28 protein-coding genes are annotated in these 24,800 nt (G+C 71.8%); 2 read left to right on the plus strand and 26 right to left on the minus strand.

Annotated features, from left to right (window positions below):
- Positions 1–27: 27 nt before the first annotated feature.
- The 19 genes from ABT118_RS28410 to ABT118_RS28495 form a co-directional block, all read right to left on the minus strand.
- The gene (locus tag ABT118_RS28410; protein ID WP_350675015.1) at positions 28–807 is read right to left on the minus strand and encodes an alpha/beta fold hydrolase; all 780 of its coding nucleotides are present in this window, start codon (positions 805–807) and stop codon (positions 28–30) included.
- A 55-nt stretch (positions 808–862) separates the two neighbouring features.
- Positions 863–1,117, minus strand: coding sequence for an acyl carrier protein (locus ABT118_RS28415; RefSeq protein WP_350675016.1), 255 nt, complete (start codon positions 1,115–1,117; stop codon positions 863–865).
- Between the two features lie 583 nt (positions 1,118–1,700).
- A complete protein-coding gene (locus ABT118_RS28420; protein ID WP_350675018.1) occupies positions 1,701–3,161 on the minus strand; it encodes a glutamate synthase subunit beta in 1,461 nt (486 codons plus the stop codon).
- The gene (gene gltB / locus ABT118_RS28425; protein WP_502884710.1) at positions 3,154–7,737 is read right to left on the minus strand and encodes a glutamate synthase large subunit; all 4,584 of its coding nucleotides are present in this window, start codon (positions 7,735–7,737) and stop codon (positions 3,154–3,156) included. The genes ABT118_RS28420 and gltB overlap by 8 nt, the downstream gene beginning before the upstream one ends.
- A 416-nt stretch (positions 7,738–8,153) precedes the next feature.
- Complete coding sequence (locus ABT118_RS28430) at positions 8,154–8,855, minus strand: VIT1/CCC1 transporter family protein (protein ID WP_350675136.1); 702 nt, start codon at positions 8,853–8,855, stop codon at positions 8,154–8,156.
- A gap of 212 nt (positions 8,856–9,067) precedes the next feature.
- On the minus strand, positions 9,068–10,015 hold the full coding sequence (gene lgt / locus ABT118_RS28435) for a prolipoprotein diacylglyceryl transferase (RefSeq protein WP_350675019.1): 948 nt from the start codon (positions 10,013–10,015) through the stop codon (positions 9,068–9,070).
- 71 nt (positions 10,016–10,086) lie between these two features.
- The gene (locus ABT118_RS28440; protein WP_350675020.1) at positions 10,087–10,893 is read right to left on the minus strand and encodes a DsbA family protein; all 807 of its coding nucleotides are present in this window, start codon (positions 10,891–10,893) and stop codon (positions 10,087–10,089) included.
- Between the two features lie 54 nt (positions 10,894–10,947).
- The gene (locus tag ABT118_RS28445) at positions 10,948–11,463 is read right to left on the minus strand and encodes a MauE/DoxX family redox-associated membrane protein (protein ID WP_350675022.1); all 516 of its coding nucleotides are present in this window, start codon (positions 11,461–11,463) and stop codon (positions 10,948–10,950) included.
- Between the two features lie 145 nt (positions 11,464–11,608).
- Positions 11,609–11,860, minus strand: a complete 252-nt coding sequence (locus ABT118_RS28450) for a hypothetical protein (RefSeq protein WP_350675023.1) — start codon at positions 11,858–11,860, stop codon at positions 11,609–11,611.
- A gap of 171 nt (positions 11,861–12,031) precedes the next feature.
- Entirely contained in the window at positions 12,032–12,838 is an 807-nt protein-coding gene (trpA, locus tag ABT118_RS28455) for a tryptophan synthase subunit alpha (RefSeq protein WP_350675025.1), read from the minus strand.
- Between the two features lie 2 nt (positions 12,839–12,840).
- On the minus strand, positions 12,841–14,076 hold the full coding sequence (gene trpB, locus ABT118_RS28460; protein ID WP_350675026.1) for a tryptophan synthase subunit beta: 1,236 nt from the start codon (positions 14,074–14,076) through the stop codon (positions 12,841–12,843).
- A gap of 55 nt (positions 14,077–14,131) precedes the next feature.
- On the minus strand, positions 14,132–14,275 hold the full coding sequence (gene trpM / locus ABT118_RS32790; RefSeq protein ID WP_369824173.1) for a tryptophan biosynthesis modulator TrpM: 144 nt from the start codon (positions 14,273–14,275) through the stop codon (positions 14,132–14,134).
- A gap of 7 nt (positions 14,276–14,282) precedes the next feature.
- Entirely contained in the window at positions 14,283–15,095 is an 813-nt protein-coding gene (gene trpC, locus ABT118_RS28465; protein ID WP_350675028.1) for an indole-3-glycerol phosphate synthase TrpC, read from the minus strand.
- Positions 15,096–15,293: 198 nt separating this feature from the next.
- A complete protein-coding gene (locus tag ABT118_RS28470; RefSeq protein ID WP_350675030.1) occupies positions 15,294–15,743 on the minus strand; it encodes a DUF2752 domain-containing protein in 450 nt (149 codons plus the stop codon).
- Positions 15,744–15,872: 129 nt separating this feature from the next.
- Positions 15,873–16,127, minus strand: coding sequence for an HGxxPAAW family protein (locus ABT118_RS28475; RefSeq protein WP_350675032.1), 255 nt, complete (start codon positions 16,125–16,127; stop codon positions 15,873–15,875).
- Between the two features lie 111 nt (positions 16,128–16,238).
- Positions 16,239–16,850 carry a TIGR02234 family membrane protein gene (locus ABT118_RS28480; protein WP_350675034.1) on the minus strand — a complete coding sequence of 204 codons (612 nt, stop codon included), beginning with the start codon at positions 16,848–16,850 and terminating at the stop codon, positions 16,239–16,241.
- 43 nt (positions 16,851–16,893) lie between these two features.
- Entirely contained in the window at positions 16,894–18,405 is a 1,512-nt protein-coding gene (locus tag ABT118_RS28485) for an anthranilate synthase component I (protein WP_502884709.1), read from the minus strand.
- 45 nt (positions 18,406–18,450) lie between these two features.
- Positions 18,451–18,825, minus strand: a complete 375-nt coding sequence (gene hisI / locus ABT118_RS28490) for a phosphoribosyl-AMP cyclohydrolase (protein WP_350675038.1) — start codon at positions 18,823–18,825, stop codon at positions 18,451–18,453.
- A 35-nt stretch (positions 18,826–18,860) separates the two neighbouring features.
- Entirely contained in the window at positions 18,861–19,334 is a 474-nt protein-coding gene (locus tag ABT118_RS28495) for a hypothetical protein (protein WP_350675040.1), read from the minus strand.
- Positions 19,335–19,463: 129 nt separating this feature from the next.
- On the opposite strand from ABT118_RS28495, the gene ABT118_RS28500 reads away from it, so the two are divergent.
- Both ABT118_RS28500 and ABT118_RS28505 read left to right on the plus strand, forming a co-directional pair.
- A complete protein-coding gene (locus ABT118_RS28500; RefSeq protein WP_350675042.1) occupies positions 19,464–20,000 on the plus strand; it encodes a hypothetical protein in 537 nt (178 codons plus the stop codon).
- Between the two features lie 33 nt (positions 20,001–20,033).
- Positions 20,034–20,672, plus strand: a complete 639-nt coding sequence (locus ABT118_RS28505; RefSeq protein WP_350675044.1) for a TIGR03085 family metal-binding protein — start codon at positions 20,034–20,036, stop codon at positions 20,670–20,672.
- Between the two features lie 22 nt (positions 20,673–20,694).
- Here the strand turns inward: ABT118_RS28505 and ABT118_RS28510 are convergent, their stop codons facing one another.
- Genes ABT118_RS28510 through hisB form a run of 7 tightly spaced genes read right to left on the minus strand, consistent with a single transcriptional unit; the run spans position 20,695 to position 24,799 of the window.
- Complete coding sequence (locus ABT118_RS28510) at positions 20,695–21,447, minus strand: nucleotidyltransferase domain-containing protein (protein ID WP_350675046.1); 753 nt, start codon at positions 21,445–21,447, stop codon at positions 20,695–20,697.
- A gap of 11 nt (positions 21,448–21,458) precedes the next feature.
- Positions 21,459–22,229: an imidazole glycerol phosphate synthase subunit HisF gene (gene hisF / locus ABT118_RS28515; RefSeq protein ID WP_350675048.1), complete on the minus strand. Its 771-nt coding sequence runs from the start codon at positions 22,227–22,229 to the stop codon at positions 21,459–21,461.
- Positions 22,226–22,657 carry a RidA family protein gene (locus ABT118_RS28520; protein WP_350675050.1) on the minus strand — a complete coding sequence of 144 codons (432 nt, stop codon included), beginning with the start codon at positions 22,655–22,657 and terminating at the stop codon, positions 22,226–22,228. Before ABT118_RS28520 ends, hisF begins: the two co-directional genes overlap by 4 nt.
- On the minus strand, positions 22,654–23,376 hold the full coding sequence (priA, locus tag ABT118_RS28525) for a bifunctional 1-(5-phosphoribosyl)-5-((5-phosphoribosylamino)methylideneamino)imidazole-4-carboxamide isomerase/phosphoribosylanthranilate isomerase PriA (protein WP_350675052.1): 723 nt from the start codon (positions 23,374–23,376) through the stop codon (positions 22,654–22,656). The genes ABT118_RS28520 and priA overlap by 4 nt, the downstream gene beginning before the upstream one ends.
- A gap of 31 nt (positions 23,377–23,407) precedes the next feature.
- Positions 23,408–24,043: an imidazole glycerol phosphate synthase subunit HisH gene (gene hisH / locus ABT118_RS28530; protein WP_350675054.1), complete on the minus strand. Its 636-nt coding sequence runs from the start codon at positions 24,041–24,043 to the stop codon at positions 23,408–23,410.
- 13 nt (positions 24,044–24,056) lie between these two features.
- The gene (locus tag ABT118_RS28535; RefSeq protein ID WP_350675056.1) at positions 24,057–24,209 is read right to left on the minus strand and encodes a CG2302 family histidine operon protein; all 153 of its coding nucleotides are present in this window, start codon (positions 24,207–24,209) and stop codon (positions 24,057–24,059) included.
- A complete protein-coding gene (gene hisB / locus ABT118_RS28540) occupies positions 24,206–24,799 on the minus strand; it encodes an imidazoleglycerol-phosphate dehydratase HisB (RefSeq protein ID WP_350675057.1) in 594 nt (197 codons plus the stop codon). Before hisB ends, ABT118_RS28535 begins: the two co-directional genes overlap by 4 nt.
- Position 24,800: the final 1 nt, after the last annotated feature.

The raw sequence follows: 24,800 nt of genomic DNA on the forward strand, positions 1-24,800 counted from the left end.
GGGCACTGCCCGGACGGTCGCGCGGACCTAGGCGGGGTGGACCAGGCGGGCGATGGCCTGGGCCGCGTCCGGTCGGGTGAGCATCGTGTAGTGGTCGCCGGGGGCCACCGCCAGGCTGAGCCCGTGCGGGGCGAGCGGCTGCCAGCCGAGCGTGGGGTCCTCGGGGATCAGGCTGCGTTCGGCCTTCACCAGGACCAGCGGGACGCTCGACGGCTTCGGCCGGTACGGCGCGGTGAGCCGGTTGTTGCGCAACAGCCCGTCGACATAGGTGTCGTAGAGCTTGCGCAGACCCGGCAACGGGGTGTCGGGGAGCAGGGCGCCGCTCGCGGTGGCGGCGTCCAGGACGAGCGGCAACCCGTCGTCCACGCCGAGGCCGGCCAGGGCCCCGGGGTCGAGCGGTACCGGGCGGCCGCGTTTGGCACCCAGGTACATGGCGAACCAGTTCAGCAGCAACGGTGGTTCGAGGGCTTCGTCGGGCTGCTGGTACTCCTCGGTCGGCGCGATGCTGTCCAGCAGCACCAGCCGCTCGGGGCGGCGCTCGGCGGGCAGCAGCTCGATCATGGCCTGCGCCACCACGCCACCGAACGACCAACCCACCAAAGCAAATTGAGGGCCCATCAGCTCTGCGGCCAGTCGTTCGGCGATGGCTTCGACGGTGGTCTCGGCCCGGCCTCCGGTGAGGGCGGCCTCCCAGTACTCGGGGAGGGCGGAGAGGTCGAGCACGGTCAGTCCGACGCCCTCGGGGAGGGCCTCGGCAAGGGTGCGGTGCACCTGGGCGGCGAGCGCCCCGGGGTGCACCAGGTGCACGGTACGGCCGCCTTCGGCGGCAGGGCGTAACGGAAGGACCGCGACCGGCCCCGGTCTACGCGGAGGCACGCTGGCTGCTCTCCTCCGCGATGTGGGCGGCCAGGTCCTTGATGGTGGGGTGGTACCAGAGCGTGGTGGTGCCGAGTTCGAAACCGAGCCAGCTCTCCATCTCGCCGGCCAGGATCAGCGCCTCGGTGGAGTCCAGGTCCAGCTCGTCGAAGAACACCTCGGGCGAGACCTCCCCCGGCGCCACCCCGAGCCGGTGGGCGATCTTCTCGACCAGCCACTGTTGGGCCTCAACTGCCGTCACTTGAGCCACGGTTGGTCCTTCCTCTGACGCCGGCCGAGCCTGGCCGGAGCCGCATCGACATTTCGGGTACGCCGGACCGCCCCGTTGACGGGATGGTCCGTGGGCGGTACGAAGAGAGAGTGTGTGTCGGGCATGGAGCACCGAAGGGAAGCAGCACCGGTGGCCGTCGACTTCGAGCCCGGCCCGATCACTGCTGGCCTCCATCAGAGCCCAAAGTGACCTGACATTCAACCGTCAACTAACTTGACCGGCCGCAAACTGACATGCCGTGGCGACATCTCCGGCAAGTCGTGCCGAAACCCTGGAACCGTACGGCAGTTGATGTCAGGTCGGCGCACACGCACAGCGAACGCCCAGGTTCACCCCGTGGCCGGAAAGGCTCGGCAGAGTGCCGGGAATGGTGCGGAGAACGCCCGGAAAAGCTCCGGAAAACGCGGAACGGCACCTGCCCCCAACTTGGTCGGGGAGGGGGCAGGCGCCGTAGGTACCGCATGAGCCCGGCGGCTCTGACGGGCAAGCGGTTGGTGCGGCCGGACGGCGGGCGCCCGGCGGTTTCAGGTGAGGGTCGGTCGGACCCGTCCGGTCAGACCACCAGGGGGCGGTCGGTCGGGCGGATCGGGGCGGGCAGGGCGGTCTTGCCGCCCAGGAACTTGTCCACCGCGGCGGCGGCCGAACGGCCCTCCGCGATGGCCCAGACGATCAGCGACTGGCCGCGGCCGGCGTCACCGCAGACGTACACGCCGTCCACGTTGGTGGCGAAGGCGCCGTCCCGGTTGATGTTGCCGCGGGCGTCCAGCTCGACCCCGAGCTGCTCCACCAGACCGTTTCGCACGTCGGTCCCGATGAAACCCATCGCCAGGGTGACCAGCTGGGCCGGGATGGCCCGCTCGGTGCCCTCGATCGGCTGGAACCGGCCGTCCTTGAACTCGACCTCGACCAGGTGGAGTTCCTGGACGTTGCCGTCCTCGTCACCGGTGAAGTGGGTGGTGTTGACCGCGTAGACGCGCTCGCCACCCTCCTCGTGCGCGGAGGTGACCTTGTAGGTCATCGGCATGGTCGGCCACGGCTGGCCGGTCGGACGGTCGTCGCTCGGCCGCGGCATGATCTCCAGCTGGGTGACCGAGGCGGCCCCCTGGCGGAGCGCGGTGCCCAGGCAGTCGGCGCCGGTGTCACCGCCGCCGATCACCACCACGTGCTTGCCCTTGGCCGAGATGGGCGGCTCGACGAAGTCGCCCTCCTGGACCTTGTTGGCCAGCGGCAGGTACTCCATCGCCTGGTGGATGCCCTTGAACTCCCGCCCGGGGACCGGGAGATCACGCGCGGTGGTGGCACCGGCGGCGACCACGACGGCGTCGAAGCGCTCGCGCAGCTGCTGCCCGGTGATGTCCTCGCCGACGCTGACGCCGGTCCGGAAGCGGGTACCCTCCGCACGCATCTGCTCGATCCGGCGGTTGATGTGGCGCTTCTCCATCTTGAACTCGGGGATGCCGTAGCGGAGCAGGCCGCCGATGCGGTCCGCGCGCTCGTACACCACCACGGTGTGACCCGCCCGGGTGAGCTGCTGGGCGACGGCCAGACCGGCCGGGCCCGAGCCGACCACGGCCACGGTCTTGCCGGACAGGCGCTCGGGGATCTGCGGGGTGACCCCGCCGTTGTCCCACGCCTTGTCGATGATGGTGACCTCGACGTTCTTGATGGTCACCGCGTCCTGGTTGATGCCCAGCACGCACGCCGACTCGCACGGAGCCGGGCACAGCCGCCCGGTGAACTCCGGGAAGTTGTTGGTCGCGTGCAGCCGCTCGATCGCGCCGGTCCAGTCGTCCCGGAAGGCGAGGTCGTTCCACTCGGGGATCAGGTTCCCGAGCGGGCAGCCGTTGTGGCAGAACGGGATGCCGCAGTCCATGCAGCGGCCGGCCTGCTTGGTGATGATCGGAAGGAGGCTGCGCTCGACGTAGACCTCGTTCCAGTCACGGAGCCGGACGTCCACCGGACGGCGCTCCGCCAGCTGCTTGGGCGTGGTCAGGAAGCCCTTGGGGTCAGCCATTTGCCGCCTCCATCATCTTGCGAGTGATCTCGGACTCGGAGAGCCCGGCGCGCTCAGCGGCGTCCTTGGCGGCGAGCACAGCCTTGTAGTCGGTCGGCATGATCTTGGAGAAGCGGGAGACCCCGCCGGCCCAGTCAGCCAGGAGCTCGGCGGCCACGGTGGAGCCGGTCTCCTCGTAGTGCTGCTGCACGGTCTCGCGCAGCCAGTCCCGGTCGGCGTTGGTCGGGGCTTCGATGGCCACCATGCCGTCGTTCACGTTGGCCGGACGCAGGTCCAGCACGTACGCGATACCGCCGGACATGCCCGCGGCCAGGTTGCGGCCGGTCTCGCCGAGGATGACGACCCGTCCGCCGGTCATGTACTCCAGGCCGTGGTCGCCCACGCCCTCGACCACCAGGGTGGCACCGGAGTTGCGGACCGCGAAACGCTCGCCGGCCTTGCCCCGGAGGTGGATCCGGCCCGAGGTGGCGCCGTAGCCGATGGTGTTGCCCGCGATCACGTGGTTCTGCGCGTCGGCGCCGATGGCGGCCGCGTCGCGCGCCGGGCGGACGATCACCACACCGCCGGACAGGCCCTTGCCGACGTAGTCGTTGGCATCGCCCTCCAGCCGCAGCGTGACGCCCTTCGGCACGAACGCGCCGAACGACTGGCCCGCCGAGCCGTTGAAGGTGATGTCGATGGTGCCCTCGGGCAGGCCCTCGCCCCGGTAACGCTTCGTCACCTCGTGGCCGAGCATGGTGCCGACCGTCCGGTTGACGTTGCGGATCGGGAGCTGGATCCGGACCGCGTCGCCGCGCTCCAGCGCGTCCTCGGCCAGCTCGATCAGCTGGTTGTCGAGCGCCTTGTCCAGCGCGTGGTCCTGCGTGGTGGTGTTGTGCAGCGCGGCGCCCTCGGGCAGCTCGGGCACGTGGAACAGCGGGGCCAGGTCGAGACCGGCCGCCTTCCAGTGCGTGATCGCGTCGGCGGCGTCGATCAGCTCGGCGTGGCCGACCGCCTCCTCGATGGTGCGGAAGCCCAGCTCGGCCAGGATCTCCCGGACCTCCTCCGCGATGAACTCGAAGAAGTTCACCACGAACTCCGGCTTGCCGGAGAAGCGCTCGCGCAGCAGCGGGTTCTGGGTGGCGACGCCGACCGGGCAGGTGTCCAGGTGGCAGACCCGCATCATGATGCAGCCGGAGACCACCAGCGGCGCGGTGGCGAAGCCGAACTCCTCGGCGCCCAGCAGGGCGGCGATGACCACGTCGCGGCCGGTCTTGAGCTGACCGTCCGTCTGGACCACGATCCGGTCCCGCAGGCCGTTCAGCAGCAGGGTCTGCTGGGTCTCGGCCAGGCCGAGCTCCCAGGGACCGCCCGCGTGCTTGAGCGAGGTGAGCGGCGAGGCACCGGTACCGCCGTCGTGGCCGGAGACCAGCACCACGTCCGCGTGCGCCTTGGACACACCGGCCGCGACCGTACCGACGCCGACCTCGGAGACCAGCTTCACGTGGATGCGGGCCGCCGGGTTGGCGTTCTTGAGGTCGTGGATCAGCTGGGCCAGGTCCTCGATCGAGTAGATGTCGTGGTGCGGCGGCGGCGAGATCAGGCCGACACCCGGGGTGGAGTGCCGGGTCTTCGCGACCCACGGGTAGACCTTGTGACCGGGCAGCTGACCGCCCTCACCGGGCTTGGCGCCCTGGGCCATCTTGATCTGGATGTCGTCCGCGTTCACCAGGTACTCGGAGGTGACGCCGAACCGGCCGGAGGCGACCTGCTTGATCGCCGAGCGGCGGGCCGGGTCGTACAGGCGCTCCGGGTCCTCACCACCCTCACCGGTGTTGGACTTGCCGCCGAGCTGGTTCATCGCGATGGCCAGCGTCTCGTGCGCCTCCATCGAGATGGAGCCGTACGACATGGCGCCGGTGGAGAAGCGCTTGACGATCTCGGAGACCGACTCGACCTCGTCGATCGAGATCGGCGTCCGGCCCTTGCCGTCGAACTTGAACAGGCCGCGCAGCGTCATCAGCCGCTCGGACTGCTCGTTCACCCGACCGGTGTACTGCTTGAAGATGTCGTAGCGGCGCGCCCGGGTGGAGTGCTGCAGGCGGAACACCGTGTCCGGGTCGAACAGGTGCGGCTCGCCCTCGCGGCGCCACTGGTACTCGCCGCCGATGTCCAGCGCGCGGTGCGCGGCCGAGATGCCTGAGGCCGGGTACGCCTTGGCGTGGCGCGCGGCCACCTCCTTGGCGATCTCGGCCAGGCCGATGCCGCCGAGCTTGGTGGTGGTGCCGGCGAAGTAGCTGTCCACCAGCTCCTGGGAGAGGCCGATCGACTCGAACACCTGGGCACCGCGGTACGAGGCCACGGTGGAGATGCCCATCTTGGACATCACCTTCAGCACGCCCTTGCCGAGCGCCTTGATCAGGTTCTTGATGGCCTTCTCGGCCTCGATCCCGGTCAGGAAGGTGTTCTGCTCGACCAGGTCCTCGACCGACTCCATCGCCAGGTACGGGTTGACCGCACCGGCGCCGTAGCCGATCAGCAGCGCGACGTGGTGCACCTCGCGGACGTCACCGGCCTCGACCAGCAGCGACACCTGGGTGCGCTGCTTGGTGCGGATCAGGTGGTGGTGCACCGCGGAGGTGAGCAGCAGCGAGGGGATCGGGGCGTGCTCGGCGTCCGAGTGGCGGTCCGACAGCACGACGATCCGGGCGCCGTCGGCGATCGCCGCGTCGGTCTCGGCCGCGATCGCGGCCAGCCGGGCGGCCAGCGCCTCGCCGCCGCCGGAGACCTTGTACAGGCCCGACAGGGTGACGGCCTTCAGGCCCTGCTGGTCGCCGTCCTGGTTGATGTGGATCAGCTTGGCCAGCTCGTCGTTGTCGATCACCGGGAAGGTGATGCCGACCGAGCGGCAGTGCGCGGCCTCGGCGGCGAGCAGGTTGCCCTCCGGACCGAGGTTGCTCAGCAGCGAGGTGACGAGCTCCTCGCGGATCGCGTCCAGCGGCGGGTTGGTGACCTGCGCGAACAGCTGGATGAAGTAGTCGAAGAGCAGCCGGGGCTTCTCGGAGAGCGCGGCGATCGGGCTGTCGGTGCCCATCGAGCCGAGCGCCTCACCACCGGACTTCGCCATCGGGGCCAGGATGACCCGCAGCTCCTCCTCGGTGTAGCCGAAGGTCTGCTGACGGCGCGTCACCGAGGCGTGGGTGTGGTGGATGTGCTCGCGCTCGGGAAGCTCGCTGAGCTCGATCTGACCGGCGGCGACCCACTCCTCGTACGGGTGCTCGCCGGCCAGCTGGGCCTTGAGCTCCTCGTCCTCGACGATGCGCCCCTCGGCGGTGTCGATCAGGAACATCTTGCCGGGCTGCAGGCGGCCCTTCTTGACCACCTTCTCCTGGTCGATGTCGAGCACGCCGACCTCGGAGGAGAGCACCACCAGACCGTCCTCGGTGACCCAGTACCGGGCCGGGCGCAGGCCGTTGCGGTCGAGCACCGCACCGATCTGGGTGCCGTCGGTGAAGGTCACGCAGGCCGGGCCGTCCCACGGCTCCATCAGGTTGGAGTGGTACTGGTAGAACGCGCGGCGGGCCGGGTCCATGGTGGCGTGGTTCTCCCACGCCTCCGGGATCATCATCAGCACCGAGTGCGGCAGCGAGCGGCCACCCAGGTGGAGCAGCTCCAGCACCTCGTCGAACGAGGCCGAGTCGGAGTGGTCCGGGGTACAGATCGGGAAGATCCGGCTCAGGTCGCCCGGGATCAGGTCGGTGGCGAGCTGGGACTCGCGCGCCGTCATCCAGTTCCGATTGCCCTTGACCGTGTTGATCTCGCCGTTGTGCGCGACGAAGCGGTACGGGTGGGCGAGCGGCCAGCTCGGGAAGGTGTTGGTGGAGAAGCGGGAGTGCACCAGACCGATCGCGGAGGCGTACAGCCGGTCCGAGAGGTCGGGGAAGAAGGGCTCCAGCTGACCGGTGGTCAGCATGCCCTTGTAGACGATGGTGCGGGCGGAGAGCGAGGGGAAGTACACCCCGGCCTCCCGCTCGGCACGCTTGCGCAGGACGAAGGCGGCCCGGTCCAGTGCGATGCCGGCCAGCTCGCCGCCGGTCACGAAGACCTGGCGGAAGCGCGGCATGACCGAGCGGGCGGTGGCACCGAGCAGGTCCGGGGTGACCGGCACGTCGCGCCAGCCCAGGACGGTGAGGTTCTCCTCGGCGGCGATCGCCTCGATCTGCGCGACGGCCGCGGCGTCGGCCGCGTCCTCGTCCGGCAGGAAGGCGATGCCGACGGCGTAGGAGCCGGCCGCCGGGAGCTCGAAGGAGACCTTCGTGCGCAGGAAGGCGTCCGGGACCTGGGTCAGGATGCCCGCGCCGTCGCCGGAGTCCGGCTCGGCGCCGGTGGCGCCCCGGTGCTCCAGGTTGCGCAGCACCGTGAGGGCCTGGTCAACGATGGTGTGGTCGGCGATGCCGGTCAGCGTGGCGACGAAACCGACGCCGCAGGCGTCGTGCTCGTTACGCGGGTCGTACAGGCCCTGAGCAGTGGGTCGCGCATCCGGAACGAGCGCGTAGGGCCGGGCTGCGGCCTGCTCGGGCTCGTTGGCGGAGTGCATGGATGCAGACAGCATCGGCTCTCCCGTCGTCGTCTCTGGCAAGGTGCTTGTGCAATAGGGACGACGTTGGCCCTCTGCGATTTCGTGCAGGTTACATGATGCCGGACATCCCGAGAAGTGGAATATCGCGTCCGAATGGCGGACAAGGCGCCCAGGTCAGGGGCTATTACCGGCAAGTAACAGAGCTGGCGGGAGGCGAACGCTCGTCCGCACGCTCCCACCAGTGTGCCCCCTGTCGGAGGGAGCGAAACAGGGACGTAATGCCCTGTCCACATCGCGAGAAGGACCGCCCTGCGAATCCTTCTCCGATCATCGAGCCCGACATGAGATTCTGCGGCCGGGCCGGGTGTTCGACGGGATCAGTACAGGTCCGGTCCGTGATCCATGTGGGCAAGGTCATATCCATGCGCCCCCGGTCAGCCGACCTGGCCGCCGATCAGGGCTCCGAGCAGGTAGGTCACTCCGGCCGCGGCCGACCCCAGCACCAACTGCCGCAGCCCGCTGTACCACCAGGTCCGTGCGGTCACCCGGGCCACCACCGCACCGCAGAGGAACAGCCCGGCCAGCGAGAGCACCAGCGCGGGCAGCAGCGAGGCGGCCCCCAGCAGGTACGGCAGCAGCGGGAGCAGCGCGCCGAGGGCGAAGCACCCGAACGAGGAGACCGCGGCGACCATCGGCGACGGCAGGTCGTGCGGGTCGATGCCGAGCTCCTCCCTGGTGTGGATCTCCAGGGTCTGGTCCGGGTCGGTGGAGAGCTGCCTGGCCACCTCGTGCGCCAGCTCCGGCTCGACCCCCCGGGATATGTACAGCTGGGCCAGCTCGGCCAGCTCGCCCTGCGGGTTGCGGCGGAGCTCCAGCCGCTCGGCCTCGATCTCGGCCTCGACCAGCTCCCGCTGGGAGGCCACCGAAGTGTACTCGCCGGCCGCCATCGAGCAGGCCCCGGCGGCCAGCCCGGCCAGGCCGGTGATGATCACCGTACTGGTGGAGGCCGCACCGCCGACCACGCCGGTCATCAGCGCGAAGTTGGAGACCAGCCCGTCCATCGCACCGAAGACCGCCGGCCGGAGCCAGCCGCCGTTGACGTCACGGTGGTGCCCCTCCGCCGGAATACGAGGCATCGGGTTCTCCTCGGCGATCGGCTCGGCGATGGTCACGGTCACGGTGCCGGCCCCCTGTTCGGTGTGCGCTCGCGGTGCTGCGGAAACTCCTGACGCTTCGAAAGGTAGTCCGATGATCCGGGCGTTTCCAGCAAAGTAAGGCTGTCCGAACAGCACTTCGGCCGCCCCGCACCGGAGGGTGCGAAGCGGCCGAGGAGTTGGGAGTGGGCAGCTCAGGACGGTTGTCCCGGCTCCTTGTCGGCGGTGTCGGACGGCGCGGGCGACGGCTCGGAGGACGACTCGGTCCCCGCGCTGACGGACTCCGGCTCGGACGGCGTCAGTTCGCCGACATGGGCGGCCGGGTCGATCGAGTCCGGGTCCTCCCGGCCGGGCCGCTTCTTCCCGACGATCACCAGGTAGGCCACCGCGAGCAGGAAGGTGAGGACCGCGGTCCACTCGTTCAGGCGCAGCCCGAGCACGTGGTGCGCCTCGTCGATCCGCAGGTCCTCGATCCAGAACCGGCCCACGCTGTACGCCGCGACGTAGAGCGCGAACGCCCGGCCGTGGCCGAGGGTGAACCGCTTGTCGGCCCAGATCACCAGCAGCGCGACACCGACGCACCAGAGCGACTCGTACAGGAAGGTCGGGTGGAAGACCCCGTCCACCACCGTGCCGTCCGACTCGGTCTTGTGGATCTCCAGGCCCCAGGGGAGGTCGGTGGCCCGGCCGTACAGCTCCTGGTTGAACCAGTTGCCCCAGCGGCCGCAGGCCTGGGCCAGCGCGATGCCGGGGGCGATCGCGTCGGCGTAGGCGGGGAGCGGGACGCCCCGGCGGCGGGCGCCGATCCAGGCGCCGACCGCACCGAGCGCGATCGCGCCCCAGATGCCGAGGCCGCCCTCCCAGATCTTGAGGGCGTCGATCGGGTGCCTGCCCGCACCGAAGTACAGCTGGTGATCGGTGATCACGTGGTAGAGGCGGCCGCCGACCAGGCCGAACGGCACCGCCCAGACGGCGATGTCGCCCACCGTGTGCTTGGCGCCACCTCGGGCGACCCAACGCTTGCTGCCGAGCCAGACGGCTACGACGACACCGATGATGATGCAGAAGGCGTAGGCGCGAAGCGGGACGGGCCCCAGATAGAGGACCCCCCGCGACGGGCTCGGAATGTATGCGAGATCCATGGCAGGGTCGACGCTACCGGACCCCGCCCGGCACTCCGGCACCGCGCGGGGTCACAGCTTTCGAACGTTCGCTACGGAGCCGGGGTCGCGACGGTGCCGAGCGGCTTGCCCGCGTTGGCGGCGTCCACCCACTTCACCAGGTTCTCCGGGGTGATCTGCTCCTCGCCGTTCTTCGGGTAGATCGGCGTGCCGTTCAGCAGGATGGTCGGGGTCGACTTGTAGCTGGACTTGTCGAAGTCCTGCTGCACGGCGGACACCCAGCCGGCGTACTTGTTGTCGTTGACGCAGCTCTCGAAGGTCGGGCCGTCCAGCCCGGGCACCTGCTTGGCCAGGTCGATCAGGGTGCTCTTGTTGCCGAAGGCGTCGCTGGTCTCCTCCGGCTGGTTCTTGTAGAGCACGTCGTGGTACGCCCGGAACTTGCCCGCGTCCTGGGCGCAGCCCAGCGCGTTCGCACCGTACTTGGAGCCCTTGCCGCCGAGCGAGCGGTCGATGAACGAGACGATGTGGTAGTTCCCGTACAGCTTGCCCTGGTCCTGCAACTGGTTGACCGTGGCGGCGAATTCACGCTCGAAGATGCCGCAGGCCGGGCAGCGCGGGTCCTCGTAGACGGTCAGCACCGAGGGGCCGTTGGCCGGGCCGTCCGGGATCACCAGGTTCTTGTCGCCGATCGTCCCGGCCGGGTGGGCCACCGGGGTGTCCGGCTTGGAGCGCTGGTTCTGCACCACCACGCCGGTGATCACGCCCGCCGCGATCACCGCGAGCACCACGCCGCCGATGATCATCTTCTTGTTCCGCTTCGAGCGGGCCTCCTCGGCGGCCCGCTCCTCCAGCATCCGCTCCCGGGCGGTGCGCTTGCCTTCTCGGTTCTTCTCACTCATAGCTCGGTACGTCCAAGGTGGGGGCCGGTGGGTTCGGTGGCAGCTGTCGGTCCGTCAAGCGCTCAGCCAGGCGTCGGCCGAGAGCTTGGTCCTGGGCCGGTACACCAGCCACGCGGCCAGCAGCAGGAAGCCGCTGTCGCGCAGGATCTCCTGCAGGTACTCGGTCTGCGAGGAGTCGACCGCGCCGCCGCCGCCGAAGCAGCCGCAGTCGATCGAGATGCCACGGGCCCAGGCGGAGCTGATGCCGCCGATGAAGGTGAGCAGCAGCAGGGCCGAGACCACCGCGACGATCCGCGTCCCGAGGCCGATCAACAGCAGCAGGGCGAGGGCCAGTTCGAGGAACGGCAGCCCGTAGCCGATCGGCTTGACCAGGGACTCCGGGAGGATCTCGTACGCCCGGACGGCCTGCGCCGCCTCGGCGGGATCGCCCACCTTGGCCAGCCCGGCCCACGCCCAGACCACGGCCAGGCCGATCCGGGCCGCCAGCCCGAACCACTCGCCCGCCGAGCCGTCCACCGCGCGGCGCAGTGCCGAGCCGGTGCGCGGCTCGGCGGTCTGCTGACTGGCCATCGGGTCCTCCCCCTCGGTACGTCCCTGGCGTGGTGTCACTCACGCTTCCTGATGAACCGTAGGGGATGAATGGCGGTTACTCCACATTCGCGCATTAAGCCGAATGAGTGATGAAATAGGGACAGATGTCCGATCTGGCCCTGCGTCAGCGCTGCCCGCAGCGGGCCGCGCCCGCCACCCGGCTGAGCGGCGGCCGCCCGTCGCTCTGCGAACGCCCGGCCCGCACCACCGAGTCCACCCGGGCCGCCTGGCTGCACACGTACGCGTCCCGCTCGGCCCGCTCCACCCCCCGCTTGGCCAGCACCGGCCCGAGGCCCGACTCCGCGCCCAGCGCCGCGCCGAGCACCAGCGCGGCGGCAGCGGCCCGAAGCAGAACGGCACGCTGGAAGCAGGGCACCTGGGGGACTCCTTCGATCGGCGGCACACGAACTCGTCCCCCACTCAACGCCCCGTCAACGCCCCCGATGCGTCAACCCCCGACACTTCACCCGGACGGTGCAGCAGAACAGGGGCCCGGGGAACGGCGTCCCCGCCGTTCCCCGGGCCCCTGTCGGGTGAGCCGTGTGCCCTATCGGCGGCGGACGCCCTCCGCCAGTTCGGCGGCGAGCCCGCGGACCGCCGCCAGGCCGGCGGCCTCGTCGGGCGCGTCCAGGATCCGCTGGACGAAGGCCGAGCCGACGATGACGCCGTCCGCGAAGGCGGCGACGGTCGCGGCCTGGTCGGCGTTGGAGACGCCGAGGCCGACGCAGACCGGGAGGTCGGTGGTGGCCCGGGTGCGGGCCACCAGGTCCTCGGCCATGTTGCCGACGGCGGCGCGGGTGCCGGTCACGCCCATCACGGCGGCCGCGTAGACGAAGCCGGAGCCCGCCGCGGTGACCTCGGCCAGGCGCGGGTCCTTGCTGCTGGGGGCGACCACGAAGACGGTGTCGAGCCCGTGCTCGCCCGCCGCCTTGCGCCACTCCTCGGACTCCTCGACCGGGAGGTCCGGCAGGATCACGCCCGCTCCCCCGGCCTCGGCCAGGTCGGCGGCGAACCGGGCGACGCCGTAGCGGTCCACCGGGTTCCAGTACGTCATCACCAGCACCGCGGTGCCGGGGTGCGCGGCGGTCGCCTCGGCGACGGTCCGCAGCACGTCCTTGATCCGGACCCCGCCGCGCAGCGCGATGTCGTCCGCGGTCTGGATGGTCGGACCGTCCAGCACCGGGTCGGAGTGCGGCAGGCCGACCTCGACCACGTCGCAGCCGCCCTCGATCAGGGCCTGCACCGCGGCGATGCCGCCGTCGATGGTCGGGAAGCCGGCCGGCAGGTAGCCGATCAGGGCCGCGCGGTTCTCGTTCTTGGCAGCGGCGAGCGCCGCGCTCAGCTTGGACGCCATGGTCACTTGCCCCCGTTGTTCTGGTCGTACAGGCCGAAGTACTGCGCGGCGGTGTGCATGTCCTTGTCGCCGCGGCCCGACAGCGAGACCAGGATGGTCGCCTCCGGGCCGAGCTCGCGGCCGAGCACCAGCGCGCCCGCGAGCGCGTGCGCGCTCTCGATCGCCGGGATGATGCCCTCGGTACGGGACAGCAGCCGCAGTGCCTGCATCGCCTCGTCGTCCGTCACCGGGCGGTACTCGGCCCGGCCGGTGTCCTTGAGCCAGGCGTGCTCCGGGCCGACGCCCGGGTAGTCCAGACCGGCCGAGATCGAGTGCGACTCGATGGTCTGGCCGTCCTCGTCCTGGAGCACGTAGGTGCGCGAGCCGTGCAGCACGCCCGGGTCGCCCTTGGTCAGGGTGGCCGCGTGCTTCGGCGTCTCGACGCCCTCGCCGGCCGCCTCGCAGCCGATCAGCCGGACGCCCGCGTCCGGGATGAACCGGTGGAAGATGCCCATCGCGTTGGAGCCGCCGCCGACGCAGGCGACCACGGCGTCCGGGAGCTTCCCGGTGCGCTCCAGCACCTGCTCGCGGGCCTCGATGCCGATCACCTTGTGGAAGTCGCGAACCATCGCCGGGAACGGGTGCGGCCCGGCGACCGTGCCGAACAGGTAGTGGGTGGAGTCGACGTTGGCGACCCAGTCCCGGAACGCCTCGTTGATGGCGTCCTTGAGGGTGCGGCTGCCGGAGGTGACCGGGATGACCTCGGCGCCGAGCATCCGCATCCGGGCCACGTTGAGCGCCTGCCGCTCGGTGTCGACCTCGCCCATGTAGATGGTGCAGTCGAAGCCGAACAGCGCGCAGGCGGTGGCGGTGGCCACGCCGTGCTGGCCGGCGCCGGTCTCGGCGATGATCCGGGTCTTGCCCATCCGGCGGGTCAGCAGCGCCTGGCCCAGCACGTTGTTGATCTTGTGCGAGCCGGTGTGGTTCAGGTCCTCGCGCTTGAGCAGGATCCGCGCCCCGCCGGCCTCGGCCGAGAACCGGTGCACGTCGGTGAGCGGGCTCGGCCGCCCGGTGTAGTCCTTGAGCAGCGCGTCGAGCTCGGCCGCGAAGGCCGGGTCGGCCTTGGCCTTCTCGTACTCCTCGGCGACCTGCTCGACCGCGGCGACCAGTGCCTCCGGGATGAAGCGGCCGCCGTACGCGCCGAAGTAGCCCCGGGCATCGGGGACCTGGGTGCCTGGCAGGTAGTCCTTTTCGGACATGACTGTAGTCCTCGTGATTCGGTGAATGACGGTCAGGAAAACGACATGGCTGTGCTCAGCCGTTCGTCCTGCGCCATCGGCGGCCCGGCACCTGCCCGGGCTCGCAGCCGATCACGTACCGCACCCGCCGCCCCAGCACCCGGCGCGCGGGCGCGCGGCAGCCGCGCGGGCGGCAGCCAGGGGCGAGACGGGCGCTCATCGGTAGGTCAGCCCCGTCCGTTGTTGCGCAGCGCCGGGTGGGCACCGGCGGCCACCAGGTCGGCCACGGCCGCCTTCGGGTCCTTGCCGGTCACCAGCGACTCGCCCACCAGGACGGCGTCCGCGCCCAGGTTGGCGTACGCGATCAGGTCGTGCGGGCCGCGCACACCGGACTCGGCCACCCGGACGACGTGCGCCGGGATGGCGTCCACCACGTTGCCGAAGGTGTTCCGGTCCACCTCAAGGGTCTTGAGGTTGCGGGCGTTGACACCGATGATCTTCGCTCCGGCGTCCACCGCGCGGGCGATCTCCTCCTCGTCGTGCACCTCGACCAGGGGCGTGAGCCCGATCGACTCGGCCCGCTCGATGAGCGAGACCAGGGCCGGCTGGTCCAGGGCCGCCACGATCAGCAGGGCGAGGTCGGCGCCGTGGGCGCGGGCCTCCCAGAGCTGGTAGGCGGTGACGATGAAGTCCTTGCGCAGGACCGGGGTCTCGACCGCGGCCCGGACGGCGTCCAGGTCGGCCAGCGAACCGCCGAAGCGGCGCTGCTCGGTCAGCACGCTGATCGCGGCGGCACCGCCGGCCGCGTAGTCGAGCGCCAGGGCGGCCGGGTCGGCGATCGCCGCCAGGGCTCCCTTGGACGGGCTGGAGCGCTTGACCTCGCAGATCACCCGGATGCCGTCGCCACGCAGCGCGGCAACGCCGTCCTTGGCGTCGGGAGCCTTGGCGGCCAGCTCCTTGAGCTGGTCCAGGGAGACCCGGGCCTGTCGCTCGGCGAGGTCCTCGCGGACCCCGTCGATGATCTCGTCGAGCACACTCACGCGGGCGCCCCCATCGTTCTGCTGGGCGTTCGCCCAGCTGGTCGGGTGAAACACCGCGGGCACGAACCGGACCCGACCTGTGCAGGTCGGGTGCTGATCAGACTCCGTCGGCCTCTCGATGGTATCGGGCGCAGGGGGCGCGAACCGCATCCGCCCGGCGCGCGTCTCGCGGAGCGGACCGGCGAATGCGCCGGAGGGTCAGACCACGGGGGGTGCCAGCCCGGCTCCGACCGGGAGGTTGCGCAGGACCATGAACAGTCCGAGCACCAGGACCAGCAGCACCGCCCGGGCCGCGCCGAACCTGATCCCGGTGGCCTTCGCCCCGGTCAGCGCGGCCCACAGCCAGCCGGTCCAGAGCACCGCGGCGACCACGGCCAGCAGCACCACCAGCAGGTTGTCGTGCACGGCTGCGGACAGGTCGCCGTGGGTCAGCGCGTGCACGGCCCGCAGGCCGCCGCAGCCGGGGCACCACCAGCCGGTGGCCGAGAGCACCGGGCAGACCGGGTAGTGGCCGGGCGTGTTCGGGTCCACCGCGGCGACGTAGAGGGTCGGCAGGCCGACCGCCGCCAGTGCGGCCAGCGGGCGGACCAGGCGGCGCAGCGGTGAGGACCGCGCGGGCGGGACGGCGGGCTGCGGGGCGGCGTTCACGCACCGATTGTGCCCCCGGCGGCGGGGCTCACCCTTCAGGCGGGCGCGCGTGTCATGCAGCAGGGAGCGGCGGGCGCTGCACGCGCCCCACCGCTCCCTGCCGTACCGACGAAGCTCTCCGGCGAGGTGTCAGACCCCGGCCGTGACCGCCTGGCGGGCGGCCGTCTCCTCGGGGGTGTAGTAGTGCGGGCTGGGCTGCTTGCCCATGCCCGCCATCGCCATCGCCTTGCCGACGACGCCACCGAGGACCACCACGGCCAGGCCCACCCAGAACAGCCAGATCCAGGCGATGATCATGGCGACGCCGCTGATCGTGAAGCCGATGAAGGCGATGCTCGAGCCGGTCCAGGCGGCGGGAGTGTTGCCGTGCGCTGCGGACGACATCTGATGGTGCTCCTTGGTTCTCCGGGGCCCAGCCGGGCAGCGGGCGCTCGGTGGGTTGACTGTTCCATTGTGCCGGGCCCTGACGTCCGACCCCAAGCGGGGGCCTCCGTTTCAGGAGGTGGGGTCCTCGCCCCGGTCCAGCGCCTGCCACAGCTCGGCCGGGGTGCCGCCGCGCTTCGCCTTCGGCGCGGCCTTGCGCGCCGGTGCCTCGTACCGGCTGCCCAGCGCGGGCCAGCCGCGGCCGTACCGGACCGTCAGCAGCCCGGCCAGCGCCAGCAGCAGCCCGCCCAGCGCGGCCACCCACGGCCAGGCCGTGTGGCTCACCTGCTCCGCCTGCGCGCTCACCAGCGCCAGCTTCTTCGCCGCCTCGCCGTTCAGCGCCGCCGGGTCGGTCGCCCCGAGCACCGCTGCCACCGCGGCCCCGGCCCCGGCCAGTGCCACCAGTGCGCCGACCACCGCCTTGCCCGCCCCGCGCACCGCGAACACCGCCACCGCCGAGGCCAGCCCGACCAGTGCCAGCCCGCCGGGCAGCCCGGACACCGCGCTCCCGGTCACCTCGACCGCCAGCCCCCCGGCCGTCCCCTCGGCCCACACCCGGCTCACCGCGGTCAGCACCAGCACCGCCCCGAGCACGGTCAGCAGCAGCATCACCCCGAGGCTGCGGCGGCTGGTCCTCTGCCCCGGCTCGGGCTCGGCGGTACGGGGTGCGGGAATCGTGGTCACCCGTCCACTATCCCTGACCGGACGCGAACGCGGCCGTCGGGGTCTACCGCGAGCTGCGCAGCGTGTTCGCGGTGGCGACCGCGCGCAGGACGGCGGCGGCCTTGTTGCGGCACTCGGCGTCCTCGGAGTGCGGGTCGGAGTCGGCGACCACGCCGGCGCCGGCCTGGACGTAGGCGGTGCCGTCGCGGAGCAGGGCGGTGCGGATGGCGATCGCGGTGTCGGAGTCGCCGGCGAAGTCGAGGTAGCCGACGCAGCCGCCGTAGAGGCCGCGGCGGGTGGGCTCGAGCTCCTCGATGATCCGCATCGCGCGCGGCTTGGGGGCGCCCGAGAGGGTGCCGGCCGGGAAGCAGGCGGTGAGCACGTCGAAGGCCGAACGGCCGGGCGCCACCCGGCCGGTGACGGTGGAGACGATGTGCATCACGTGGCTGTAGCGCTCGATCGACATGAAGTCGACCACCTCGACGCTGCCCGGCTCGCAGACCCGGCCCAGGTCGTTCCGGCCCAGGTCGACCAGCATCAGGTGCTCGGCCCGCTCCTTGGGGTCGGCGAGCAGCTCGGCGGCCAACTCGGCGTCCTCGTGCGGGGTGGCGCCCCGGTGCCGGGTGCCGGCGATCGGGTGCAGCATCGCCTGACCGTCCGTCACCTTGACCAGCGCCTCCGGGCTGGAGCCGACCACGTCGAAGCCGCCCTCGGCGCTGCCGTCCGGGCCGGGGAAGCGGAACAGGTACATGTACGGGCTGGGGTTGGTGGTCCGCAGCACCCGGTAGACGTCCAGCGCGCTGGCCGCGCAGGGCGCCTCGAACCGCTGCGAGGGCACCACCTGGAACGCCTCGCCGGCCCGGATCCGCTCCTTCACCTGCTCGACCGCCGCCCGGTACGGGGCGCCGCCGAACGGTGAGCGGGCGTCAACCGCCGTGGGGGTGAAGGTCGCCAGGCCCGGGTCGACCGGACGGGCCAGGTCGGCCTGCATCCGGTCCAGCCGGGCCACCGCGTCCGCGTACGCCTCGTCCACGCCGCTGGCCAGGTCGTTGTGGTTGACCGCGTTGGCGATCAGCACCACCGAGCCGTCGGCGTGGTCGAGCACGGCGAGGTCGGTGGCCAGCAGCATGGTCAGCTCGGGGAGCTTCAGGTCGTCCGGGGTGAGGTTCGGCAGCTTCTCCAGCCGGCGGACCACGTCGTAGCCGAGGTAGCCGACCAGGCCGCCGGTGAGCGGCGGCAGGCCGTCGTCGGTGTGCCGGGGCGTGTGCAGGGTCTCCAGCGCCGCGCGCAGCACCTCCAGCGGGTCGCCGGTGGTGGGGATGCCGACCGGCGGGGTGCCGTGCCAGTGGGCGTTGCCGTCCGGGTCGGCGGTCAGGGTGGCCGCGCTGCGGACGCCGACGAAGGAGTACCGGGACCAGTTGCCCTGCTCGGCCGACTCCAGCAGGAAGGTGCCGGGGCGCTCGCCGGCCAGGCTGCGGTACAGGCCGATCGGGGTGAGGCCGTCCGCGAGGAGCCGGCGGGTGACCGGGATGACCCGGGTGTCTACGGCGAGCTTGCGGAAGTCCTCGAGGTCCATCTGCTGGGCACCGTTCATGAGTTGGGGCGGGGCTGGGCGGAGGGGTCAGCTGGTGGTCGGCAGCACGTCGGCGTCGAAGCAGGTCCGGTCACCGGTGTGGCAGGCGGCGCCGACCTGGTCCACCTTGACCAGCAGGGTGTCGCCGTCGCAGTCCAGCGCGACCTCCTTGACGTGCTGGAAGTGGCCGGAGGTGTCGCCCTTGACCCAGTACTCGCGGCGGCTGCGGCTCCAGTACGTGCAGCGGCCGGTGGTGAGGGTGCGGTGCAGCGCCTCGTCGTCCATCCACCCGAGCATCAGCACCTCGCCGGTGTCGTACTGCTGGGCGATCGCCGGGAGCAGTCCGTCCTCGGTGCGCTTGAGCCGGGCGGCGACGTCGGGGGCGAGAGCGGTGCTGCCGGGGGCGGCGGGAGTGGTCGACATGGGCCCATTGTGGCAGCTCAGACCGGCCGGGCCGGTCACCCCTCGGGGCTCTCGCAGCCGTCCGGCCAGACCACCATGACGTACAGGCCCGCCCGCTGCGCCGCGTCCACCACCTCGGCCGCGTGGCCCTCGGGCCGCCCGTCCCAGACCGCGATCAGTTCGTCCACCATCCCGACCAGGGCCCGGCAGGTGTCGTCGCCCAGGCCGCCGACCTCCTCGGGGGCCAGCCGGTGCACCGCGTTGGCCTCGTTCATCAGCCGCTGCCTGCTCTGCCGTCCGGGCCCGGCGAAGGCCCCGGCCCGCCCGGCGGTCGCCGACACGATCACCTCGACCTTGCCGCCGTGCTCCAGCACCGAGTCCGCGAACCAGGTCTCCGGGCCCGCCCCGAGACAGGTCACCCCGACCAGGTCGTAGCTGCCGTACGTGGTCACCAGTCGCCACAGCTCGCCCCGGACCAGCATCTCGCTCAGATCCGAGAGTCCCTCGTGCCCGACGATCCCAACTCGCATAACCAAAGACCCCAGTGACTGCTCAGGGCCGTGCCACCGCCAGGGTATACCGGGGACGGTCTGGGCCGAGTGGCTGACGGAACGGTCCCGGGCGGCCAGAATGGGCCCTTCGGAGCGAGGGGGTCGGGGATGAGGCGGCGGCGGGTGGTGGCCACGGTGGTGGTCCTGCTTCTGTTGGCGGCGGGCGCGGCGGTGCTGCTCTGGCCGGAGCCGGAGCAGCGGCGGGCCGCGCCCCCGCCGCCGACCACCAGTGCCCCGCCGTCACCCTCGCCTTCTCCCTCGCCGAGCCCGAAGGTGCTGCCGTACCTGTACTTCCCGCCCGGGACCTGCGTGGACTACCAGCCGCTGAGCCGGATCACCGCGCCCGCCGAGGCCCGGCCGTGCGAGGCGGAGCACGACGGCGAGGTGGTCGCCAACATCGTGCTGCCGGAGGCGCTGACCGACGAACTGGGGCTGCAGCAGGCGATGACCACGCTCTGCGAGCCGCACCTGGTGGACTGGGAGCGCCTGCAGGGCGGCGGCGGACCGTACTTCGCGCGCTACCTCGGACCGCGCCTGGTGCACTACCAGGCCGGGCTGCGGGACGCGACCTGCATCATGTCGATCAGCGACCACCCCGGCGGCAAGCGGCTGACGGGTCATCTGAAAGGTCTCGGCCCGTCCTAGTTCGCCGCGCCCGGCAGCCGTAGGGTGGGGCGCATGTCGAACTTCGCCCAGTCGGAACGCCAGCGGTTGACCGTGCTCCTGCGGGCGGCCGGCCCCGATGCGCCGACCCTCTGCACCGGGTGGACGACCCGGGACCTGGCCGCCCACCTGGTGCTGCGCGAGCGGCGGATGGACGCAGCGGCGGGCATCCGGCTGACGCCGCTGGCCGGGTGGACGGCCCGGGTCCAGGAGGGCTACCGGGCGCGCCCGTACGAGGAGTTGCTGCGGCTGTTCCGGACCGGGCCGCCGGTGCTGTCGCCGTTCGCGCTGCCCGGCGCGGACGAGGCGGCCAACGTGATCGAGCACTTCGTGCACGCGGAGGACGTCCGGCGGGCCGGGGAGGACTGGCAGCCGGAGGCCCCCGGGGCCGCGCTGACCGAGGTGCTCTGGCGGCGGCTGCCGATGCTGGCCCGGATGGAGGCCGGCCGGAAGACCCCGGTCCGCCTGGTGCTGCGGCGGCCGGACGGCCGGGCGGTCACCGTCTCCCGGCGGACCGGTGCCGCGGTCGAGGTGACGGGAGAGCCGGGCGAGCTGGTGCTGTTCGCGTTCGGGCGCGGCGCCCGGGCCGAGGTCACCGTGACCGGGCCGACCGACGCGGTCGAGGCCCTGCGGGTGGTCCTGCCGTTCGAGTGACCGGCCGCGCCCGCGGGGGTGCTCAGCCGTCGGAGCGGGGGTCGGGTCCGTGCGGCTCGAGCACCGGCTGGAGCCGGGCGGCCAGGGCCGGGTCGGTGAGCTGCAGCTCGGCGGCCAGGGCGGAGCTGACGGCCGTCAGCGCGCGCCGCAGTTCGGGCTCCGCCAGCGACCGGACCAGCGTCGCCGCCAGCGGGGCGGTCACCTCGTCCGGCAGCAGGTGGGCGCCCTTCGCGTAGTCGGCGGGGTGGCCCAGCCGGAGGCAGGCCAGTGCGATCACCTGGTCCCGGACGGCGCCGATCCAGTAGTGCGCCTGCCACCACCGCTGCCGTTCGATGCAGACCCGCGCGTGCAGGGCGTGGTGCCAGGCCAGACCGGTCAGGTGGTCCGGAGTCGGCGGTACGGCCGGCGCGGTACGGCCCGCCTCGCCGAAGACCGTGCGCCAGCTCGGGCCGTGCGGCCCGAACTCGGCGGCCGGGACGAAGGCGAGGTCGACTTCGAGCCGGCCCGGCAGCAGGAACACCCGGTAGACCGCCGCACCGGAGCGGAGGTCCCAGTGGTGCAGCGCGGAGAAGTCCCGGTGGACCAGCTCCGTCCAGCGCTCCAGTGCCGCGTCGAGCCCGCCGTCGACCGCGAACGCCAGGTCGATGTCCGACCACCGGTCGGCGGCGCCGACCGCGTGCGAGCCCGTGATCGCGGCCGCGGTGATCGCCGGGTCGGCCTCGGCCGCGCGCAGCAGCTGCTCGCGGACCCGGTCCCGTTCCTGCGGGGTGAACATCCGGCCGGGCGTCAGCGGACCGGGTGGCCGGTGCTGCGCAGCGCGTCCTTGACCTGGCCGATCCGGAGGTCGCCGAAGTGGAACACGCTGGCGGCCAGGACGGCGTCGGCACCGGCGTCGACGGCCGGGGCGAAGTCCGCGAGCTTGCCCGCGCCGCCGGAGGCGATCACCGGGACGGCGACGGTCCTGCGGACGGCGCGGATCAGGTCGAGGTCGTAGCCGTCCTTGGTGCCGTCCGCGTCCATCGAGTTGAGCAGGATCTCGCCCGCGCCCAACTCGGCGGCCCGGCCCGCCCATTCGACCGCGTCCAGGCCGGTGCCCCGGCGGCCGCCGTGGGTGGTGACCTCGAAGCCGGAGGCGGTCTCGGTGCCCTCGGGGCAGCGGCGGGCGTCGACCGAGAGCACCAGCACCTGCCGGCCGAAGCGGGCCGCGATCTCGCGGATCAGCTCGGGCCGGGCGATCGCGGCGGTGTTGACGCCGACCTTGTCGGCGCCGGCCCGGAGCAGCTTGTCGACGTCCTCGACGGCGCGGATGCCGCCGCCGACGGTGAGCGGGATGAAGACCTGCTCGGCGGTACGGCGGACCACGTCGTAGGTGGTCTCCCGGTCGCCGGAGGAGGCGGTGATGTCGAGGAAGGTCAACTCGTCGGCGCCCTCGGCGTCGTAGAGCTTGGCCATCTCCACCGGGTCGCCCGCGTCCCGCAGGTTCTGGAAGTTGACGCCCTTGACCACCCGCCCGTTGTCCACGTCCAGGCAGGGGATGACTCGTACGGCCAGGGTCACGGTTGCTTGCCTTCCAACGAACTTGAGAGCCCGGCGCGGTAGGCGTCCAGCTCGATCTCGACCATCATCCGGGAGTCGATCAGGCCCTCCACCACGACCATGGTGGCGGCGGGCCGGGAGTCGTCGAAGAGCGCGCTGTGGGCCCGGCCGACCTCGTCGGCGTCCCGGACGTGGGTGATGTACATCCTGGTGCGGTACACGTCGGCGGCCGTCAGACCGTACGCGGCGAGGGCCTGCAGGCCGACGCCGAAGGCGGCGAGGGTCTGCTGGTACGGGTCGCCCTCGTGCTCGATCCGCCCGTCCACCCACGCGGTGGTGCCGGCCACGTGGACGTGGTCCCCGGCCGCCACGGCGCGCGAGTAGCCGAACTCGTCCTCCCAGGGGGAGTATCCGGCGATCCTGCCGCGTACGATCCGACGGTCCGTCATGACACGGCCTCCAGGGCCTCTTCGAGGGTGAACTTGCTCTCGTAGAGTGCCTTGCCCACGATCGCCCCCTCGACACCTTCACCCGTGAGGGTGGCGATGGCGCGCAGGTCGTCGAGCGAGGAGACGCCGCCGGAGGCGACCACGGGCTTGTCGGTGGCGGCGCAGACGTTGCGCAGCAGTTCCAGGTTGGGGCCGGTCAGGGTGCCGTCGCGGTTGACGTCGGTGACCACGTAGCGGGCGCAGCCCTCGGAGTCGAGCCGGGCCAGCACCTCGTAGAGGTCGCCGCCCTCGCTGGTCCAGCCCCGGCCGCGCAGGGTGGTGCCGACCACGTCCAGGCCGACCGCGATCTTGTCGCCGTGCTCGGCGATCACCTTGGCGACCCACTCCGGCTGCTCCAGCGCGGCGGTGCCCAGGTTGACCCGGCGGCAGCCGGTGGCCAGGGCGGCGGCCAGCGAGGCGTCGTCCCGGATGCCGCCGGAGAGCTCGACCTTGATGTTCATCTGCTCGCTCAGCTCGCGGATGATCTCCCGGTTGTCGCCGGTGCCGAACGCGGCGTCCAGGTCCACCAGATGCAGCCACTCGGCGCCCGCGCTCTGCCAGGCCAGCGCGGCGGCGAGCGGGGTGCCGAAGGAGGTCTCGGTGCCGGAGGCGCCCTTGACCAGGCGGACGGCCTGGCCGTTGCGGATGTCGACGGCGGGCAGGAGTTCGAGGCGGCTCATGGTGCAACTTTCCAGGTGTGGAAGGGAGTTGTCAGAGAGTGTTGACCCAGTTGGTCAGCAGCGCGGCACCCGCGTCGCCGGACTTCTCCGGGTGGAACTGGGTGGCCCAGAGCGGGCCGTTCTCCACCGCGGCGACGAACGGCTGCCCGTGGGTGGCCCAACTGACCAGGGGGGAGCGGATGTTCTGGTTGGTGACCTCGAGCTCCCAGCGGCGCACGCCGTAGGAGTGCACGAAGTAGAACCGGGTCTCCGGGTCCAGGCCGGCGAACAGCCGGCTGCCCTCGGGCACGTCGACGGTGTTCCAGCCCATGTGCGGCACGATCGGGGCGTCCAGCGGCTCGACCGTGCCGGGCCACTCGTCGCAGCCCGCGGTCTCGACGCCGTGCTCGACGCCCCGCTCGAACAGGATCTGCATCCCGACGCAGATGCCCAGCACCGGGCGGCCGCCGGCCAGCCGGCGGCCGATGATCTGCTCGCCGCGCACTGCCTTCAGGCCGCGCATGCAGGCCTCGAAGGCGCCGACGCCCGGCACCAGCAGGCCGTCGGCGTCCATCGCGGTCTGGAAGTCGGAGGACACGGTGACGTTCGCGCCGGTGCGCTCGACCGCGCGCTGGGCCGACCGGAGGTTGCCCGAGCCGTAGTCGAGGACGACAACGTTCTTGGCCATCAGGGGAGTTCCTTTAAAGTCGCATCAGGCCGGCGGAGAGGCACATCACGGCGCCGATCGCGAGCACCGCGATCACGCCCTTGGACTGCTTCTGCTTCCAGAACGAGAACACGCCGCCGGTCAGGAAGAGCCCGGCGATGATCAGCAGCGTCGAGGTGTTGCTCACAGCGCACCCTTGGTCGAGGGGAGGATGCCGGCCGCGCGCGGGTCGCGCTCGGCGGCATAACGGAGTGCCCGGGCCAGCGCCTTGAACTGGCACTCCACGATGTGGTGGGCGTTCCGACCGTACGGTACGTGCACGTGCAGGGCGACGGCGGCCTGGGCCACGAAGGACTCCAGGATGTGCCGGGTCATCGTGGTGTCGTAGCTGCCGATCATCGGCGCCATGTTCTCCGGCTCGGTGTGCACCAGGTACGGGCGGCCGGAGAGGTCGACGGTGACCTGGGCGAGCGACTCGTCCAGCGGCACGGTGCAGTTGCCGAAGCGGTAGATGCCGACCTTGTCGCCGAGCGCCTGCCGGAAGGCGGCGCCGAGCGCGAGGGCGGTGTCCTCGATGGTGTGGTGGGTGTCGATGTGCAGGTCGCCCTCGGTCTTGACGGTGAGGTCGAAGAGACCGTGGCGGCCCAGCTGGTCGAGCATGTGGTCGTAGAACCCGACGCCCGTGGAGATGTCGGTCTTGCCGGTGCCGTCGAGGTTGATCTCGACCAGGACCGAGGTCTCCTTGGTGGTGCGCTCAACGCGGCCGATGCGGGACATG

Origin of the sequence: Kitasatospora sp. NPDC002040 (assembly GCF_040296785.1) — a bacterium.
Lineage (GTDB): Bacteria > Actinomycetota > Actinomycetes > Streptomycetales > Streptomycetaceae > Kitasatospora.

Coding starts and splice junctions, on each gene's coding strand:
- priA (WP_350675052.1), bottom strand. CDS start 23,376: ATGAGCCGCCTCGAACTCCTGCCCGCCGTCGACATCCGCAACGGCCAG.
- trpM (WP_369824173.1), bottom strand. CDS start 14,275: ATGAGCGCCCGTCTCGCCCCTGGCTGCCGCCCGCGCGGCTGCCGCGCG.
- ABT118_RS28495 (WP_350675040.1), bottom strand. CDS start 19,334: ATGCGAGTTGGGATCGTCGGGCACGAGGGACTCTCGGATCTGAGCGAG.
- ABT118_RS28510 (WP_350675046.1), bottom strand. CDS start 21,447: ATGTTCACCCCGCAGGAACGGGACCGGGTCCGCGAGCAGCTGCTGCGC.
- hisI (WP_350675038.1), bottom strand. CDS start 18,825: ATGTCGACCACTCCCGCCGCCCCCGGCAGCACCGCTCTCGCCCCCGAC.
- hisH (WP_350675054.1), bottom strand. CDS start 24,043: ATGGCCAAGAACGTTGTCGTCCTCGACTACGGCTCGGGCAACCTCCGG.
- trpA (WP_350675025.1), bottom strand. CDS start 12,838: ATGGCGTCCAAGCTGAGCGCGGCGCTCGCCGCTGCCAAGAACGAGAAC.
- ABT118_RS28430 (WP_350675136.1), bottom strand. CDS start 8,855: ATGCCTCGTATTCCGGCGGAGGGGCACCACCGTGACGTCAACGGCGGC.
- ABT118_RS28505 (WP_350675044.1), top strand. CDS start 20,034: ATGTCGAACTTCGCCCAGTCGGAACGCCAGCGGTTGACCGTGCTCCTG.
- gltB (WP_502884710.1), bottom strand. CDS start 7,737: ATGCACTCCGCCAACGAGCCCGAGCAGGCCGCAGCCCGGCCCTACGCG.
- lgt (WP_350675019.1), bottom strand. CDS start 10,015: ATGGATCTCGCATACATTCCGAGCCCGTCGCGGGGGGTCCTCTATCTG.
- trpB (WP_350675026.1), bottom strand. CDS start 14,076: ATGTCCGAAAAGGACTACCTGCCAGGCACCCAGGTCCCCGATGCCCGG.
- ABT118_RS28420 (WP_350675018.1), bottom strand. CDS start 3,161: ATGGCTGACCCCAAGGGCTTCCTGACCACGCCCAAGCAGCTGGCGGAG.
- ABT118_RS28500 (WP_350675042.1), top strand. CDS start 19,464: ATGAGGCGGCGGCGGGTGGTGGCCACGGTGGTGGTCCTGCTTCTGTTG.
- ABT118_RS28520 (WP_350675050.1), bottom strand. CDS start 22,657: ATGACGGACCGTCGGATCGTACGCGGCAGGATCGCCGGATACTCCCCC.
- ABT118_RS28475 (WP_350675032.1), bottom strand. CDS start 16,127: ATGTCGTCCGCAGCGCACGGCAACACTCCCGCCGCCTGGACCGGCTCG.
- ABT118_RS28440 (WP_350675020.1), bottom strand. CDS start 10,893: ATGAGTGAGAAGAACCGAGAAGGCAAGCGCACCGCCCGGGAGCGGATG.
- ABT118_RS28485 (WP_502884709.1), bottom strand. CDS start 18,405: ATGGACCTCGAGGACTTCCGCAAGCTCGCCGTAGACACCCGGGTCATC.
- hisB (WP_350675057.1), bottom strand. CDS start 24,799: ATGTCCCGCATCGGCCGCGTTGAGCGCACCACCAAGGAGACCTCGGTC.
- ABT118_RS28445 (WP_350675022.1), bottom strand. CDS start 11,463: ATGGCCAGTCAGCAGACCGCCGAGCCGCGCACCGGCTCGGCACTGCGC.